The organism is uncultured Aquimarina sp. (genome assembly GCF_947492965.1).
In the GTDB taxonomy this organism is placed as follows: Bacteria; Bacteroidota; Bacteroidia; order Flavobacteriales; family Flavobacteriaceae; genus Aquimarina.
Genome location: NZ_CANLOZ010000005.1, coordinates 299456 through 316616, shown reverse-complemented (window position 1 = coordinate 316616; position 17161 = coordinate 299456). Strand labels below are relative to the sequence as shown.

Annotated in this window: 11 protein-coding genes; 9 read left to right on the top strand and 2 right to left on the bottom strand. The window is 32.2% G+C overall.

Features of this window, described 5'->3' with window-relative positions:
• Position 1: 1 nt before the first annotated feature.
• On the bottom strand, positions 2-997 hold the full coding sequence (locus Q1B37_RS14905; RefSeq protein ID WP_299899694.1) for a fasciclin domain-containing protein: 996 nt from the start codon (positions 995-997) through the stop codon (positions 2-4).
• A 242-nt stretch (positions 998-1239) separates the two neighbouring features.
• On the opposite strand from Q1B37_RS14905, the gene Q1B37_RS14900 reads away from it, so the two are divergent.
• The 4 genes from Q1B37_RS14900 (at position 1240) to Q1B37_RS14885 (ending at position 5849) form a co-directional block, all read left to right on the top strand.
• Complete coding sequence (locus tag Q1B37_RS14900) at positions 1240-1929, top strand: hypothetical protein (RefSeq protein WP_299899693.1); 690 nt, start codon at positions 1240-1242, stop codon at positions 1927-1929.
• Positions 1930-2067: 138 nt separating this feature from the next.
• Positions 2068-3255 carry a tRNA 2-thiouridine(34) synthase MnmA gene (gene mnmA, locus Q1B37_RS14895; protein ID WP_299899692.1) on the top strand — a complete coding sequence of 396 codons (1188 nt, stop codon included), beginning with the start codon at positions 2068-2070 and terminating at the stop codon, positions 3253-3255.
• Positions 3256-3285: 30 nt separating this feature from the next.
• Complete coding sequence (locus tag Q1B37_RS14890; protein ID WP_299899691.1) at positions 3286-4905, top strand: S8 family serine peptidase; 1620 nt, start codon at positions 3286-3288, stop codon at positions 4903-4905.
• A complete protein-coding gene (locus Q1B37_RS14885) occupies positions 4905-5849 on the top strand; it encodes a nitronate monooxygenase (protein WP_299607978.1) in 945 nt (314 codons plus the stop codon). Before Q1B37_RS14890 ends, Q1B37_RS14885 begins: the two co-directional genes overlap by 1 nt.
• Here Q1B37_RS14885 and Q1B37_RS14880 read toward each other — a convergent pair.
• The gene (locus tag Q1B37_RS14880) at positions 5846-7144 is read right to left on the bottom strand and encodes a nucleotide disphospho-sugar-binding domain-containing protein (protein ID WP_299899690.1); all 1299 of its coding nucleotides are present in this window, start codon (positions 7142-7144) and stop codon (positions 5846-5848) included. The genes Q1B37_RS14885 and Q1B37_RS14880 overlap by 4 nt on opposite strands.
• Before the next feature lie 122 nt (positions 7145-7266).
• Here Q1B37_RS14880 and mazG point away from each other — a divergent pair, with 122 nt between their 5' ends.
• The 5 genes from mazG to Q1B37_RS14855 all read left to right on the top strand — a co-directional run bounded on the left by mazG (position 7267) and on the right by Q1B37_RS14855 (position 16671).
• Positions 7267-8040, top strand: coding sequence for a nucleoside triphosphate pyrophosphohydrolase (gene mazG, locus Q1B37_RS14875; RefSeq protein WP_299607972.1), 774 nt, complete (start codon positions 7267-7269; stop codon positions 8038-8040).
• Between the two features lie 287 nt (positions 8041-8327).
• Positions 8328-9848 (top strand): helix-turn-helix transcriptional regulator, encoded by a 1521-nt coding sequence (locus Q1B37_RS14870; RefSeq protein WP_299899689.1) that lies wholly within the window; start codon positions 8328-8330, stop codon positions 9846-9848.
• Between the two features lie 491 nt (positions 9849-10339).
• The gene (locus Q1B37_RS14865) at positions 10340-11869 is read left to right on the top strand and encodes a helix-turn-helix domain-containing protein (RefSeq protein WP_299899688.1); all 1530 of its coding nucleotides are present in this window, start codon (positions 10340-10342) and stop codon (positions 11867-11869) included.
• Positions 11870-12211: 342 nt separating this feature from the next.
• Positions 12212-15235, top strand: coding sequence for a TonB-dependent receptor (locus tag Q1B37_RS14860; protein WP_299899687.1), 3024 nt, complete (start codon positions 12212-12214; stop codon positions 15233-15235).
• 26 nt (positions 15236-15261) lie between these two features.
• Entirely contained in the window at positions 15262-16671 is a 1410-nt protein-coding gene (locus Q1B37_RS14855; protein ID WP_299899686.1) for a RagB/SusD family nutrient uptake outer membrane protein, read from the top strand.
• The last annotated feature ends 490 nt before the right edge of the window (positions 16672-17161 follow it).

Here is a 17161-nt window from a genome sequence, read left to right as displayed (position 1 = left end):
TTTAATTGATACCTCCTGGTGGTAATAGAATTGGGGATAACAAGACCTTGTCTATTAAATGAATTACGCCATTTGTAGTCTGGATATCTGTTGAAACAATATTACAAACATTAGCAGGATCAGCACCATCGGTGACAGTTTTGGCATTAGCGTCAATACTAACTTGTCCGGATATGGTCATAAGATTTCCGTCTGTTAAATCAGCTTCTCGTAAATTTGAATCTGGTATTACGTGCAAATTTAAAGCAGTTTCTAAGGTGTTTTCGTCGATATCAGCAGGGGTATCCCATGCCCCGTTTGTAGCTAGTAAATCATTAAAAGCTGCATTAGTTGGAGCAAAAACAGTAAAAGGTCCATCACCTTGTAATGTGTTTACATAATCAAAGCTATAAGCGGTTAATCCTTCTAGTAATCTTGATAAGTTGGGATCAGCTGTAGCAAATGTTGTAAGATCTGGTAACCCTATAACAGCATCTATTTTATGGATAACTCCATTTGAAGCAGCGATATCTGCTGTAGTCACAGTAGCAGAACCATTAAAAACCACTCCGTTTGTGGTATTAAAATATACACTTAAAGCAGATCCATCAGGTCCTGCAGTAGAAGAGGTTTGTGCATAACCAGCCACATCATTTATTAAAGCACTAGAGTTTACTTGACCTGGAATTACATGATTAAGTAATATTTGTTGAAGTTCATCGGTTGGAACAGCATTTATGTCTGCATAGTTGTTTGCTGTTAAAAAAGCTTCCATAGCCGTATTAGTCGGAGCTAAAACGGTAAAAGGCCCACTTCCATTTAATATGGAAACCAAGTCTCCATCGGCGGCAGCTAGAGCGGTCACTAAAATAGATAAGTCGGAATCTGCTGTAGTAATAGTGACAATGTTATCAGTGGAAATAACAACATTTCCATCATCATCACTACCACATGAGGAAGTTCCAAGAACTAATACTGTACAAAAAATGATACAGGCAATCTTTGAAATAATTTTCATTTTTTTGAGTTTTAAAAGTTAATTTGTTCAATTGGTTTAACGCGTTGTTACTTTTATATATTTTTAATATTTAGTTAAACAAAAGTTAACTTGGGTTGCTTTTTAGGTGAGTTAATTGTTTTTTTAGAAGTTTTAATGTTTTTTTTGTAAGATATTTATTTAAAAGTATACCCTTGTAAAAAATCAAACTTTCCAAGCTTGGTATACTTTTTGGTCTATGAAGTTGGTTTAAATTTTATACTATGCAAAGAATATTTTTGTTTCTGTTTTTCTTGGCTCTTGCTTCTAATGGCTTGTATAGCCAGGTGTTTAACGCTTTTGATTCAGAAGGCAAAAGACATGGAAAATGGCAAAAAAAGTATGATAATAGCGATCAAATTAGATATGAAGGAACTTTTGACCATGGCAAGGAAATAGGAGAGTTTAAATTTTATAAACCTAATAGTGGGAAAATACCAACGGCTATTAAAATATTTTCAAAGGATAATGATAGTGTACAGTTAAAATATTATACAGCAAGAGGAAAGGTGATAAGTGAAGGAAAGATGTTAGGAAAGGATCGTGTTGGAATATGGGTATATTATCATAGAGGATCAACAAAAGTGATGATGACTGAGGAATATAAACAAGGTAAGCTTTATGGAGAACAGAAAACGTATTTTGAAAATGGACAACTTACAGAAAAAACTGTTTACGTAAATGGTGAAAAACAGGGTAAGAGAATAGTGTATTCCGAAAAAGGTATAATGATAAAGGAATTCACCTATGAAAATGATCAATTACATGGAGTAACAAAGTATTATGATGCGAATGGGAATGTACAAATTGAAGGTAATTATAAAAGAGATCGAAAAGACGGAGTTTGGAATTACTATGAGAATGGAAAGCTAATTGAACAGAAGAGATTTCCTATCGAAAAAAGTAGATCTTAGTATAATATTTAAAAATATTGGCATAGATAAAACCTTAAAGTAATGCGAGAGCATTACTTTTTTTATTTATTACTTTTGCAAAAGATTTGAGTATCGGTTTTACTTTAATAATTTAGGTAAGTAAGAATAAATAATATAATGAAAAGGGTAGTAGTAGGTTTATCAGGAGGAGTAGATTCTAGTGTGGCAGCATATCTATTGAAAGAACAAGGATATGAAGTTATTGGTCTTTTTATGAAAAATTGGCATGATGATTCTGTGACAATTTCTGATGAATGTCCTTGGTTAGATGATAGTAATGATGCATTATTAGTAGCTGAAAAATTAGGAATTCCATTTCAAACGGTAGATTTAAGTGAAGAATATAAAGAACGTATAGTGGATTATATGTTCAATGAATATGAAAAAGGTAGAACTCCAAATCCAGATGTTCTGTGTAATAGAGAAATTAAGTTTGATGTTTTCTTAAAAATAGCAATGTCTTTAGGAGCGGATTATGTCGCTACAGGTCATTATTGTAGAAAAGATACGATTATACATAATGATAGAGAAATACATCGTTTACTAGCTGGTAAAGACCCTAACAAGGATCAATCTTATTTTCTATGTCAATTATCCCAAGAGCAATTATCAAAAACATTATTTCCAGTTGGAGAATTATTAAAACCAGAGGTAAGAGAAATAGCCAAAGAGCAAGACCTTATTACTGCAGATAAAAAAGACTCACAAGGTCTATGTTTCATAGGGAAAGTAAGATTACCCGAGTTTCTTCAACAAAAGTTACAACCAAAACAAGGAGATATTATAGAAATACCTTCTTCAGAAGAAATGTATCATAGAATAGTACCTGATTTCAAATCTAAACAAGAAGAATTGGAGTTTTTATCATCAAAATATGAATATAACGTAAATGATGGTAAAGTAGTCGGTAAACATCAAGGAGCTCATTATTATACTAAAGGACAACGCAAAGGATTGGCTGTAGGTGGTACTCCCGAACCATTATTTGTTATAGAAACAGATGTCGAAACAAATGTGATTTATACTGGTCAAGGAAAATCACATCCTGGATTGTATCGAAAAGCATTATTTATTAGTAATGATGAATTGCATTGGGTAAGACCAGATCTTAAATTGGATGTAGACGAAGAATTACAGGTGATGGCTAGAATTCGTTATAGACAGCCTTTAGATAAAGCTACTTTGCATCAGGTGGACTCAGGAATGTATATTGTATTCGAGAATCCTCAAAGTGCTATTACCGAAGGACAATTTGTTGCTTGGTATATCGATGATGAATTAGTTGGATCAGGCGTAATTTCGTAACTTGTAATTGCTTTTTAAACTGATCATAAAATGAAAAAGATAATTCTACTGTTTTCTTTTTTATCTGTTCAATTGTGTATCGCCCAAATGGAAGATGCTTGGATCTATCTGACAGATAAGGAAAATGTTACAAATGCAATCGCAAATCCACTTTCTATTTTAACTCAAAAATCAATAGATCGAAAAGCACGTCATAACGTGGCGATCGATGAAAAAGATGTTCCTGTTAATGAGAATTATATCATGCAGCTTAAAAATACTGTAGGGATAACTGTGTTGGCAAAATCTAAATGGTTTAACTGTGTTTATGTAAGAGGCTCTAAAGAAAATATTGATAACCTATTAACTTTAGGTTTTGTTGATAGTATAGATTTTGCAGATAATTCTTTGGATAATGGTAAGATTAGACCTCGTAAAAAAAATAACAATCTTTCAATAAACAATAAGTTTGGAGTAAAGACTTCCTTTGATTATGGAAGTGCTGCTCGGCAAATAGAACAATTAAATGCAGAATATTTGCATGAACTTGATTTTACAGGAACAGGCATGACAATTGCTGTTATGGATTCTGGTTTCCCTGGTGTTGATATTATAGATGGTTTTAAGCGAGCTAGAGATGAAGGGAGAATATTAAATGGATATGATTTTGTTAGACGAGATGAGAATGAATTTGATTTTTCAGGAAGTTCTCATGGAACACAAACATTTAGTGATATTGCGGGGTTTATTGACGGGCAATTTGTAGGTACAGCTCCAAATGCTAGCTATTACCTTTTTGTAACTGAAGATGTGTCTACCGAAGGACCAAAAGAAGAGTCATTATGGGTAGAAGCAGCAGAAAGAGCAGATAGTTTAGGTGTTGATGTAATAAATACATCTCTTGGATATTCAATTGGTTTTGATAATTCTGCGTATGAGTATACCACTGCAGATATGGATGGGCAAACTACTTTTATCTCCAGAGGAGCTAATATAGCTTTCCAAAAAGGAATGCTCCTTGTGTCGTCGGCAGGAAATTCGGGAAATAGTAGTTGGGGAATTGTCACAGCTCCTGGAGATGCACCTGGAGTACTAACAGTAGGAGCAGTTAATTCCGTTGGGAATTATGCTTCATTTAGCTCTAGAGGACCAACCGCGGATAATCGGATTAAACCAGATGTAGTAGCGAAGGGTCAAAATGCTGCAGTAATTAGATCTGATAATTCAGTTTCTACAAACAGCGGAACTTCTTTTAGTTCTCCAATTATGGCAGGAGCGGTTACTTGTTTGTGGCAAGCCTTTCCTTCCATGACAAATGCAGAAATTATGCAATTGGTTAAAGAATCATCTACACTATATAATAATCCTACTAATTTCTTAGGATACGGAATTCCTAATTTTAGAACTATAGTAGAAAGTCTATCGGTAAATGATAATTTATCAGAAAATATAAGGATCTATCCTAATCCAGTTAGGAATAAGTTATTTGTTGATATTCCAACTTTCAAATCATATAAAATTCAGATTTTTACTACAGAAGGTAAGCTAGTGAAGACTCAAATATTAGAGAATACAAATACTATATCGCTGGACTATCTTTCCAATGGTCTATATCTAGTAGAGTTAAGCACTGAAACTTCTCGATTTACATTTAAGATATCAAAAAACTAATGAATAGAATTAAAGATCTTTTTAAAATTCAGTATCCTATTATACAAGGTGGAATGATTTGGGCAAGTGGTTATAAGCTTGCTAGTGCTGTTAGTAATTCTGGAGGATTAGGACTTATTGGAGCAGGCTCCATGTACCCAGATGTTTTGCGAGAGCATATTCAAAAATGTAAAAAAGCAACAGATAAACCTTTTGGAGTAAATGTTCCTATGTTGTATCCAAACCTTCAAGAGGTAATAGAGATAATTATTGAAGAAGATGTAAAAATAGTGTTTACCTCTGCGGGTAATCCCAAAACATATACTTCTTTTTTGAAATCTAAAGGTATAACAGTAGTTCATGTGGTAAGTAGTTTAAAGTTCGCTTTAAAAGCTCAAGAAGCTGGTGTAGATGCTGTTGTAGCTGAAGGGTTCGAAGCTGGAGGACATAATGGAAGAGATGAAACAACAACTTTAACCTTAATACCAATGGTGAAAGAAAAGGTTGATATTCCATTAATTGCTGCAGGAGGAATTGCTACGGGTGCCTCTATGTATGCAGTAATGTCGTTAGGAGCAGATGGAGTACAATTAGGGAGTAGATTTGTTGCTAGTGAAGAAGCTTCATCACATCAAGATTTTAAACAAATGGTAGTGGATGCGAAAGAAGGAGATACTCATCTTACCTTAAAAGAATTAGCACCAGTTCGGTTATTAAAGAATAAGTTCTATCATGATGTCGCAGAATTGTATACAAAAGGTCCATCTATCGAAGAGTTAAAAACGTTGTTAGGTAGAGCAAGAGCAAAAAGAGGAATGTTTGAAGGTGATCTCGTAGAAGGAGAATTAGAGATAGGTCAGGTATCTGGATTAATTCATGATATCAAACCTGTCAGAGAAATAGTGAAAAAGTTGATTTCAGATTTTGAGATTACTAAACAAAGAATGCAACAGTTAGAAATTTAATCATTGGATGAAAAAAGCAGGTTTTCGATATGCTTTTCGCAAATTTCTAAGGTTTTATATGAGTTTAAGAGGTTTTGTACTCGTTTTACGTTCTTTTTGTAGCTATCATTCGTTAAAATTTGATCAACTGCTTCCTTAATGGAATAGCTTCTTGGTCTTTCGGTTTTTAAATCTATACCTAATCCACAATAATCTATACGAGCACATATTTCATTTTTACCTTCATTGATACCAGCTGTGACCATCGGAACTCCATGTTTAATGCTGATCATAGAGCTTCCATATCCGCCATTCGTAATAAATAGATCTGTCAAAGGCATGATTATCTCAAAAGGAATAAAATCTTCTATATAAATGTTTTTCTGAGGATATTGATTTTTTAATAGTTTAGTATCGTTATTTCCCGTTACTACGACAATATTAAAAGAACTGTTTTTAAAAGCTTCCAAAGAAGGAATAATCAATTTTTTATGATTTTTTTCTACAGTACCTTGAGATACTAAAATTGTTTTTTTCTTAGGATCTAATATCGTTCCCCAATCTTTATTATGATTGTTGATAGATTTTTTATTCCAAGTATTTAATGCACCAACATATTTTATAGATTTAGGAATAGCATTTCTTGGGTAATCCATTTCAGGAATTCCATTTTGCAAAAATACCGTTGCATTTAATGGCGAAATGTCAAATATATTATGATCTGTTGGTGGCAAGTTCAAGCTCGCCAATAGTTCGTTATATGCAAATTTGGTTTCCTTGAAAATTAATTTTTCAGCCATTAATTTTATGAAATTTTGCTTTCTTTTGCTTAAAAAGTTGTCAGCAGGCTGATGTCCCAATCCGTATTGCGGAATATCTGCTGCAGATAAAGCTAAGGGAACAACACCGATACCAACCACTGGAACATTCAATTTATACTTTACGATCGTTCCTGGAAAAGTGTTATCAAATATCAGAAGATCAAAAGGGAAAGAGCTAAAAATATCTTTCACATCTTCATAATAGTCTTTCATTCGGTGTATAAAAAGATTTATAATGTCAAATTTAATATGGGAAATCCCTTTTAATTTCTTCCGTTCTGGATAAGCTTCGTCTAATTCAGAGATTTTAATTTCCTTGGCAGTTACAAAAGGAATATATGGAATTTCCATTTGTTTTAGTTTGTTCTCATAGCTTTTTCCAGTGTACCACCGTACGTCATATCCCTTGTCCTTTAGATATACAGCTAGCTCAGTCATTGGGTTAAAGTGACCATCTGCAGGAATACAGGCAAACAAAATCTTTTTCGGAGGCATATTGTACGTATTTACAAAATTTATAAGGCCTCAAATCTATACTTTTTTAAGAGAAAAAGACTTTCCCGTTAAAATTAAATTGAAGATTTTATAATCGTTACTTTTGATATAAAACTAAACTAATGAATTCTAGAGCAGATCAACTAAAAGCCTTTGATAGATTACTAACTATAATGGACGAGTTAAGAGAGCAATGTCCATGGGATAAAAAACAGACCTTACAGTCATTAAGATATTTGACTATTGAAGAAACGTATGAATTAGGAGATGCTATCTTAGAGAATGATTTAAATGAAGTTAAAAATGAATTAGGAGATTTGTTACTTCATATAGTTTTTTATTCAAAAATAGGCAGTGAGACAAAGGATTTTGATATTGCAGATGTTGCTAATGGTATATGTGAAAAATTGATTAACCGTCATCCACATATTTATGGTGATGTGAAAGTTGATAATGAAGAGGACGTGAAACGAAACTGGGAAAACCTTAAGTTAAAAGAAGGTAAGAAAAGTGTTTTAGAAGGAGTTCCTAAATCTTTACCTGCCATGGTAAAAGCAAGCAGGATACAGGATAAAGTTGCTGGTGTAGGTTTTGATTGGGAAGAACCAAAACAGGTTTTTGAAAAATTAGAAGAAGAACTTTCAGAGTTGCAGTATGAAATCGAAAAACAGGATATAGATAAAATAGAATCTGAGTTTGGAGATGTGTTATTTTCTATGATCAATTATGCCAGATTTCTAAATATTAACCCTGAAGATGCTTTAGAAAGAACCAATAAGAAATTTATAAAACGCTTTCAGTTTTTAGAACAAAAATCTAAGGAAAAAAACAAAAACTTAAAGGAAATGTCTTTAGACGAAATGAATGTTTTTTGGGAAGAAGCTAAAAGACTATAGTATGTTTCTTATCCCCACATAAAAGATGATCAATTCATTTTCTTAGTGTAAAAAGTGTTCAAAAAAAGTGATTTTATTCACTTTTTTTGTTTTTTCTAAATACGTTTTTGATGTGTTTTTTTACTTATTTTACGGTAAACCCATATTTTATTAGAAAATTTTATATTTTGCAAACCCTTGATTTTACTGGTTTTTTTAGTAAGATATTATCGGGAAATCCTCTGTTATGAAAAATTTATGAAAAAGTTGTCGTAAATTAGGAGGTATAATTATGTAAAAATAATTGTGTGGCTAACTCAAACAAAAATACATCAATACCATTATTGAGTATTCTTTTATTAATGCTCGTTTACTCTAACTTCAAAAGTTGGAGCAATATTTCATTTTATAGTAATGAGGTAAATGGTGTTTCTTCTTTTGAGATAGTTCAAAATGACGATGAGGAAAAACATCAACAAGACGTTATAGACAAATATCTTCAGAGTTTGAATGATAAGAGGGCAGATTCCCTTGCTGTTTTTCAAAAGTTAGCTTTTACTTATTCTGAAATGAACGAACCAGAACTCGCGGTTCAGTATATCGATAGATATGTTAAATCAAGTTTAGATATCAATTTTGTCGGACATAGTTTCTTCGATTCGATCAGTGATTCGCCAGCGTATCAATTAATAGCTGCTAAATATCTTAAAAAGATAAATTTGTGGTCTATTATTTGCTTATATATTAGTCTTATCGGTTTTTTCGTTGCAGTAGTTTTAAATCTAAGGAAAAGATCGGATAAAGTGTCGAATTTACTAATGAGTTTTTTCGTTTTACTGCATTCATTTTTTATTCTTCATATTTGTGCGCTATTAACAAACTACCAATATTATTTTGCTCATAGTTTATATATTTCTACTTCTTTTTCATTTTTATATGGACCTCTTATCTACTTCTATTTTAAGAGGGTTATTCAGAAACATAAATTTAAGGCTTTAGATGTTTTACATATAGTACCTACAATAGGATTAATCGTTTTTCTGCTTTTGCCAGTCTATGTGCAGTCTTCAGAAGAAAAGCTCAGAATGCTATTGAACAGAACAGTTCCACATGGAGCATTGATAACGGTAATGAAGTTAGTATCATTAGTGTTTTACGGAATTTTGGTCGTAAGAATTTATGTAAAAGCATTTAAAAGCAAACGGAAAGTTTCGCGAGAGGAATTTGTTTGGCAAAGAAACATCGTCATCTTTTGTTCTGTTTACATTCTAACATATAGTATATACGCGTTTTTAATAATATCCAAGATTTATAGTGGTTTCTTGTTTAATATGCAGGTTGGCCTAATGGCTTCTCTAGTGTTGTATGTAAGTTATACAGCTTTTGTGCAGCCTAGTATTTTTGGTAGTCTCAAAATTATTAGAACGCAACCGAAGGAAAAAATACAGGCTACAAAATATGTAAAATCTGGACTTACAGAAAGTTTGTCAATAGAATTAAAGCAAAAACTACTGCACTTATTAAATGATCAAAAGGTGTATAAGCAAAATGATATAACCTTGCAGAAGCTGTCTGAATTAATGGATACAACAAGACATAATACTTCTCAGATTATTAACGAACATTTTAATTTAAACTTTTTTGAATTAATTAATAAATATCGAATTGAAGCGGCTAAAGAGCTATTAAAAGAAGAGAGACATAAAAACTTTAATATTATTGATATTGCCTACGAAGTTGGTTTTAATAATAAAGTTACTTTCAATAAATCTTTTAAAAAATATAACCAAGTTACTCCTTCTGAATATCTTAAATCATTGGTTGCCTAATTTTTCATGGCTTTTTAGTAAACTTTCTTCGGAAAAAGTAAAATTTATTCGGTAAAGGTAAACTTTGATAAGGTTTGCCCGTTTTTGTTTTGATGATTACTTCTTTTGTTGAGTAATTATAAAAAGGAGGAGCAGTTTCTGTATAAACGTTGTTTTGGTTTATAAAATGAAATATTTGAGTTAGCCGTCAAGATATTTTGCCCTCCTTTTGTAATTATATTATTACTGTTATGGATGTTGATTTAAGAGACTAAATTGACAAAAGAGAGAATATTAATTTACTGTTAATTAACACTTATATTAGTTAATAATTTAACAAAAAAATAAGTTTGCTTAGATGTTTTTTATATATTCAAAATACTGATTGACAGTTGTTTGTTTGTTCTGAAAGGATCTTAGCATTGTCTTCTATCTTCTTACTTATTCGAATAATTTTATGAAAATAGTTCTACACAAATAGTATTTTTAGCCACCCCTAATTTCAGGTGATTATGTGTCAAACTCAACGAAATACAAAGTCTGCATTATTGTGGATCATTTTTCTGTGCTTACTTTTTGTAATGGATCTTCATGCTGATAATCTCCAATTAACATCTGAAGATACTATTGTTCAAAATATTCAAGCAGTAGAAATCGCTGATTCCCTTTTCGATTTGGGAAATTATAGTGAAGCTATTTCTAAATACAACGTTTTATTGAAAACGAATCATATTGATTCTACATATCTATTTAAAAAAATTGCTTTTTCTTATGCGAAATCTAAACATCCGGAAGAATCGGTTATGTATATTGAAAAATATATCAAGGCAACTTTAGATGTTTCGTTTGTGAACCATAGTAATTTTGAATTATTAAAGGGATCAAAAACTTTTAAGAATTTACAAAAAAAATATCAACGAAATATAAATGGATGGGCTTTGTTTTGTCTTTACGTTGGGTTTATAGGAGTTTTTATTTCAACTATATTGATTTTTAGGCCAGTAAAAGATAGAAAAGCTAACTTGTTAATTGGCTTTTTTCTTTTGTTACATTCATTTTTTGTTCTCAGAATTAGTATTTTCATTACTAATTATGAGTTTTATTTACCTCATACACTGTACATTTCAGCATCTTTTTCATTTTTATATGGTCCGCTTATATACTTCTATTTTAAACGTATCAATGAAAAATATACGTTTAAGAAAAAAGACATATTGCATTTAGTTCCTACGTTATTATTCATTGGACTTATAATGCCAGTATACACCTTGTCTGGAACTGAAAAACTGAGTATGATTATAAATAATGAGCGACCTTATGCTTTACTTATTATGATTGCTAAGTTATTATCATTAATAATTTATGGGATTCTATTAATCTTAAAATATAAAAAAAGAAACCTTACTCATAAGAAATCTGCTCAGTTAGAAACAAATTGGCAAAGAAATTTGATTCTGTTTTATAGTATCTATACTGTTTTCTATGGATTTTATGTTCTCGTTTTCGAAAAATATGAAATAGGTAGCTTGCTTTTTAACTTGCAGATTTTTGTGATGACATTCCTTGTACTTTATGTAAGCTATAATACCTTCTTTAATTTAGCATTGATCCGAGAAAAGAGAGATACAATTGTTGTAGATGATGGAACTAAATTACCAAATAGTGATAAGTATAGTTCATCTAGTTTAACTCCTAAGTTGTCCGTAGAATTAAAAGATAAATTGGTTTATTTAATGGATGAAGAAAAAGTATATAGAGATAACGATATTACGCTACAAAAATTAGCAGACCTTTTAAATACTAATAGACATAATACTTCTCAAGTTATCAATGAGCATTTTGGACTTAATTTTTTCGATCTCATTAATTCATATAGAATTAATGAGGCAATGAGTATTCTTAAAAATGATAAATTTAGAGGAGTAAATATTATCGACGTGGCATATGAAGTTGGTTTTAATAATAAAGTAACTTTTAATAAGTCTTTTAAGAAATATAACCATGTTACTCCTTCTGAATACCTAAGAAATTTTAGTGTCTAACCCCTCTTTCTTATCCGTTTTTACCTCATAAAAATTCATAAATGCGTTTTAAAGTTAGTAGATGGACGTCTAAATAAATCTTCAAGAATAAAATTAGGTAAATAGGTAAATTTTTATCGGTAAAAGGGTAAAGCTTGATCAGTTTTAACTAGTTCACCCCCCATAATCACTTGTTTTGTCAGAAAATTGCAGAAAAGGAGTAAGGTAAATTGTTTTATCGACGAAATTATGTTATTCCTTTTATAATATATCGAAAGATAAATTGAATTAGCCATCATTTTCAATTTACCTTACTCCTTTTCTGCAATTTCTAACTGAGGTTTAATTTATGAAATTTTATTTATGAAACAACTTGATTACAAATTATTACTATTTGTGTTTTTTCTTTCTAGTATTGTTTTTGCACAACAAAAAACAGTTACGGGAACAGTAACAGATGGTGACGGATTGCCTTTGCCAGGGGTGAATGTAGTTGTAAAAAACACGGCCAACGGGGCACAAACAGATTTTGATGGTAACTACAGCATTGCCACAAATAAAGGAGCTGTACTAACATTTAGTTATGTAGGTTTTTCTACAAAAGAAATAGCGGTAGGCGATGGAAGCGTTATTGATGTACAACTAGAAACAGCAGCTGATGAGCTTGAAGAAGTAGTGGTAGTGGCTTATGGATCACAAATTGAGAAAAAATTAGTTACCAGTATCAGTACTGTTTCTAATAGCGATATCCAAGACATTATTACAGATTCTCCACAAAACATATTACAAGGGCAGGCTTCTGGGGTGCAAGTATTTTCTAGTTCTGGTGGCTTAGGGGCTTCTCCTACAATTAATATTAGGGGTACTAGTTCGATTGGTAGTAACACAAGACCTTTATTTGTTATCGATGGAGTGACGCTGGGAGATAGTTTTACCACCTTCCAACAAGGTTCTGGAGCAGGAATCAATCCATTGGCAAGCATAAATCCAAATGATATAGAAAGTATCTCTGTATTAAAATCGGCTGCAGCAGCCGCTTTATATGGTTCTCGTGGAGGTAACGGAGTTGTACTTATTACTACTAAGCGTGGAAATAAAAATGGTAGAGTTACTGTAGACATAGACGTAAATACTTCGTTTGCTACCATAACAGATACACCAGATCTGCTAAATTCTCAACAATACATCGATTTTACAACACTAATAAGAAATGGTTCTGCAGTAAGTGCGGGTCCACTTACTGATGCTGGTGGTGAGTTTGATGCGTTAGATGCGGTTTTAAGAACGGCTGTTAGTCAATCTTATAATTTTAGCGTGAGAGGTGGTAATGAAAAAGCGAATTATTTTATTGGTGCTACTCGAGAAGATATTGAAGGAATCAGAGTAGGTGATAATTTAGAAAGAACTAGTTTTAGAACTAATATTCAGGCTAATGCCACTGATTGGTTAACTGCTACTTTAAATGCTAATGTATCTCATAATAGATTTGATAGAGTTCCTAATGAAAATAGTTTTGCTTCACCATATACTATAGCACTATTACAAAGACCAGATGTAGAACCATTTGACGAAAACGGTAATTTTACGACAACAGGTAATGTAGGAGGTGGTAATGTAATTGCCCAGGAAGCATTAAACCTAAATTTAGCAACTACTACTCGTATTGTTGCAAACGGTTCTTTAGATTTTAATTTATCTTCTTTATTAGATGGTTTAAGTTTTAAACAAGACGTTGGAATAGATAGAGTTTTTACAGAAAACCAAACAAGAAATGTTGAGTTATTAACTCCTGGAGGATCTGCAGCTAATTCTGTGTTTCAGCAGAATAGATACATCCTTAATAGCATACTTTCATATAACAAAAATTTTGGAGACAAGCACAATCTAAGTCTTTTAGCGGGATATTCTTTTGAAGACAATCAATTTAGAAATATTCAGGCTTCTGGTACAGGATTTTTATCTGATGCTCAACAAAATATTGAATCAGCTTCGACATTCCCTCTTACATCTTCAAGTGGTGACGCGAACAGATTGGTGTCTTATTTAGGAAGAGCTACATATGATTATGCCGACGGTAGATATATTCTTGAAGGTTCTGTAAGACGAGACGGTTCTTCTAGATTTGGAGCTAATAATAGATTCGGAACATTTTGGTCTGCAGCGGTAGGATGGAATATTTCTGATGAAGCCTTTATGGATAATGTAGAATGGGTTCAAGGATTAAAATTAAACGCAAGTTATGGTACCACTGGAAATGACAGAATTGGTAATTTCCCATCTTTAGGAACTTTTGCAGGAAATAATTTTAACGGTAATCCTGGACTTACACCAGCTAGTTTAGAAAATCCAGATCTACAATGGGAAAGTACTACGACTCGTGACGTAGGATTGACGGCCGGCTTTTTTAATAGAAGGTTAACGTTTAATGTAGAATATTATAAAAACGTTACAGATAACTTAATTTTATTTGTTCCTGTAGACCCTACATTTAATAATGGATTAAATGGAGTAAACCAGAATATCGGTGAATTAGAGAATACTGGTTTTGATGTAACTATCGATGCTATAATTCTTGATGGTTCAAATGATGGTTTAAAATGGACTTCTAGCTTAAATCTTGGATTTAACAAAAATGAAGTAACTAGTCTTCCAGAAACTTCTAGTGTAGACGAACTTGGAAATAGATTTGTAGATCGTACAGGTGGATCTCTTGCTTTTTCTGGACAGAGAGCTATTGAAGGATTTTCTGCAAACTCATGGTATTTAATTCCATATTTAGGAGTAAATCCTCAAACAGGAGATGCCGAATGGTTAGATGCCTCTGGTAATCCAACTACTACTCCTGTAGCAGCTGATAGAAGAATCGTTGGTCAGGCGAATCCTGATGTAGTTGGAGGTTTTTCAAATGTGTTTACTTATAAGAACTGGTCATTAAATACATTATTTAATTTCTCTTTTGGTAATGATATCTTGTTAACGTCTAGAGCGTTTACTGAAAATCCAATTAGTGGATTTAACAAAACAACAAGAGTGTTGAATGTTTGGCAACAGCCAGGTGATCAGGCATTTATTCCAAGCCCTGATAGTCCAACCATTAATACTTTTAACCAAAATTCAACAGCACAGTTGGAAGATGGATCTTTTGTGAGATTAAAAAATGTAACTTTATCATATTCACTTTCAGATAGTTTATTAGAAAAAGTTTTTGTGAGCAAAGTGAGATTTTATGCTACAGCTACGAACTTATTAACTTTCAAAAGTGATGGATTGGACGGGTTTGATCCTGAAGTATCTAATGGTTCTGATGGGAATGATGCTGCGGGTCAAGACTTCTTTACCTTACCTCAAGCGTCAACATATACTTTTGGAATTAATTTATCCTTCTAAACCGTTTAACGATATAATATATACGTATGAAAACAAGTATAAATAAAAACAATAAATTTAGTTTACTGTTATTAGCTTTAATGGTAATACTAACCACTTCTTGTGAAGATAAAATAGAATTATTACCAGAAGATTTAACTGCTTCAGATGTTGTGTTTTCAAATGGAGCTTTGGCTTTAGGAGCTGTAACAGGTATTTATAATAGAGCTCAACAGGATGACGTATTAAATGGTACATTACAATTTAGTACAGAATGGCAATCCGATAATGTAGAATTCATCGGAACATTTACAACTTTTGGAGAGATAAGGGATTACGCTACTTTAGCTGCTAATACATCAATTAATGGTATGTGGGATGATAATTATGAAGTTATCGGAGCTGCAAACCTAGTTATTGATAATGTTCCTTTAGTTCAAGATGAGAATTTCACAGATGCTCAGCGCTCGCAGGCAATTGCGGAAGCTAGATTTATGAGAGCATTAGTATATTTTAATATCTCGACAATCTTCGGCCAACCATTACAAGTTGGTAGTGGAGTAAATAATTTAAGTGTACCTCTTGTAGTATCATCAGAACTTGGTCAGGAATTGCCTAGAGCAACTTTAGGACAAGTATATGATTTTGTAGAGACTGAATTGTTAGATATTATTTCTGATTTACCTTCAAATACCAGAACATTAGCTAATCAAGGTGCTGCCAATGCATTATTAGCAAGAAAAGCACTTTATGAGGAGCGTTGGACTGATGCAGCAAATTTTGCAAATGACATCATTAATAATTCTTTTTATAGTTTAGCTCCTGATTATACTTTCTATGATTCACCAGATTCGCCAGAGCATATATTTACATTAGTAAATGATGCAGTAAATGGTCAAGATACTGGTCAAGGTTTTTCTGGATTGAGTAATCCTGTTCCTGGTGGTAGAGGTGATGTGCCTTTCTCTCAGGATTTATTGGATGCTTATGCTGCAGAACCTGGAGATCTTAGGTTTGATAATTTAACACAGACAGGACCTGGAGCAGAGGGCGCAGATAGAATATTCACAAATAAATTCCCAGAGGATGTTAATAATTCTGATGATGCACCTGTGTTAAGAGTAACAGAAATGTATCTTACCAGAGCTGAAGCTAATTTTAGAGGAGGAACATCCATAGGAGCAACTCCTTTAGAAGATATAAATACACTTAGAAATAGAGCGGGGTTAGCTGATTTAACAAGTGTTACTTTAGAAATCATCTTAAATGAGCGTAGAAAAGAACTGGCATTCGAAGGACAAAGAAGAATGGATCTTTTAAGAAATAACTTGAGCTTAAGAAGACCTGGACAGCCTAATGAAGCATCATCTGCACCAGGAATGGATAGAACGATATATCCAATCCCTCAAAGTGTAAGAGATTTATCTCCTTTTTTAGAGCAGAATCCTGGTTACTAATTTAAAATTGTGATAGGAATGTAATAAGAGATTTTTAGAAACAATTATTTCTTATTATTTAATCAAAGGTCATTGTTGGCATTATGCCTTCAGTGACCTTTTTTTTATTCATATAATTTAAGATGTCAAGATATCTAGAAAAGGGAGGTAACTTCATTTTAATTTATTTAGCGCTAGCTAAGAAGTTTCTAAACAATTTCTTAACTGTAAGTTAAACCATTATAAAGTTAGTTTAAAGAATTCAAGCACGGTATCTTCTTTGTTTTAATATATGAATGCGATGACAATTTTAGAAATTGTCAGAAAAAAGAGAAGATTATTAATTACTGTTTAATAATCTTCTAGAATACTACATATAACTGCAATTCATAGTTATGTATTTTGAAATCAATCTGTTAGAGGGTAAAGGGTAATTTTTATCGGCAAGGTAAATGTTTATAGGCTTTACCTGATTTCTTTCCCTCTATAACTTCCTTTACATGGTAATCAT

What these genes read in the sequence shown, in the direction of transcription:
- mazG (WP_299607972.1), top strand. Translation starts at nt 7,267, where the DNA reads ATGAATTCTAGAGCAGATCAACTAAAAGCCTTTGATAGATTACTAACT.
- Q1B37_RS14885 (WP_299607978.1), top strand. Translation starts at nt 4,905, where the DNA reads ATGAATAGAATTAAAGATCTTTTTAAAATTCAGTATCCTATTATACAA.
- Q1B37_RS14890 (WP_299899691.1), top strand. Translation starts at nt 3,286, where the DNA reads ATGAAAAAGATAATTCTACTGTTTTCTTTTTTATCTGTTCAATTGTGT.
- Q1B37_RS14865 (WP_299899688.1), top strand. Translation starts at nt 10,340, where the DNA reads ATGTGTCAAACTCAACGAAATACAAAGTCTGCATTATTGTGGATCATT.
- mnmA (WP_299899692.1), top strand. Translation starts at nt 2,068, where the DNA reads ATGAAAAGGGTAGTAGTAGGTTTATCAGGAGGAGTAGATTCTAGTGTG.
- Q1B37_RS14860 (WP_299899687.1), top strand. Translation starts at nt 12,212, where the DNA reads ATGAAACAACTTGATTACAAATTATTACTATTTGTGTTTTTTCTTTCT.
- Q1B37_RS14905 (WP_299899694.1), bottom strand. Translation starts at nt 997, where the DNA reads ATGAAAATTATTTCAAAGATTGCCTGTATCATTTTTTGTACAGTATTA.
- Q1B37_RS14900 (WP_299899693.1), top strand. Translation starts at nt 1,240, where the DNA reads ATGCAAAGAATATTTTTGTTTCTGTTTTTCTTGGCTCTTGCTTCTAAT.
- Q1B37_RS14880 (WP_299899690.1), bottom strand. Translation starts at nt 7,144, where the DNA reads ATGCCTCCGAAAAAGATTTTGTTTGCCTGTATTCCTGCAGATGGTCAC.
- Q1B37_RS14855 (WP_299899686.1), top strand. Translation starts at nt 15,262, where the DNA reads ATGAAAACAAGTATAAATAAAAACAATAAATTTAGTTTACTGTTATTA.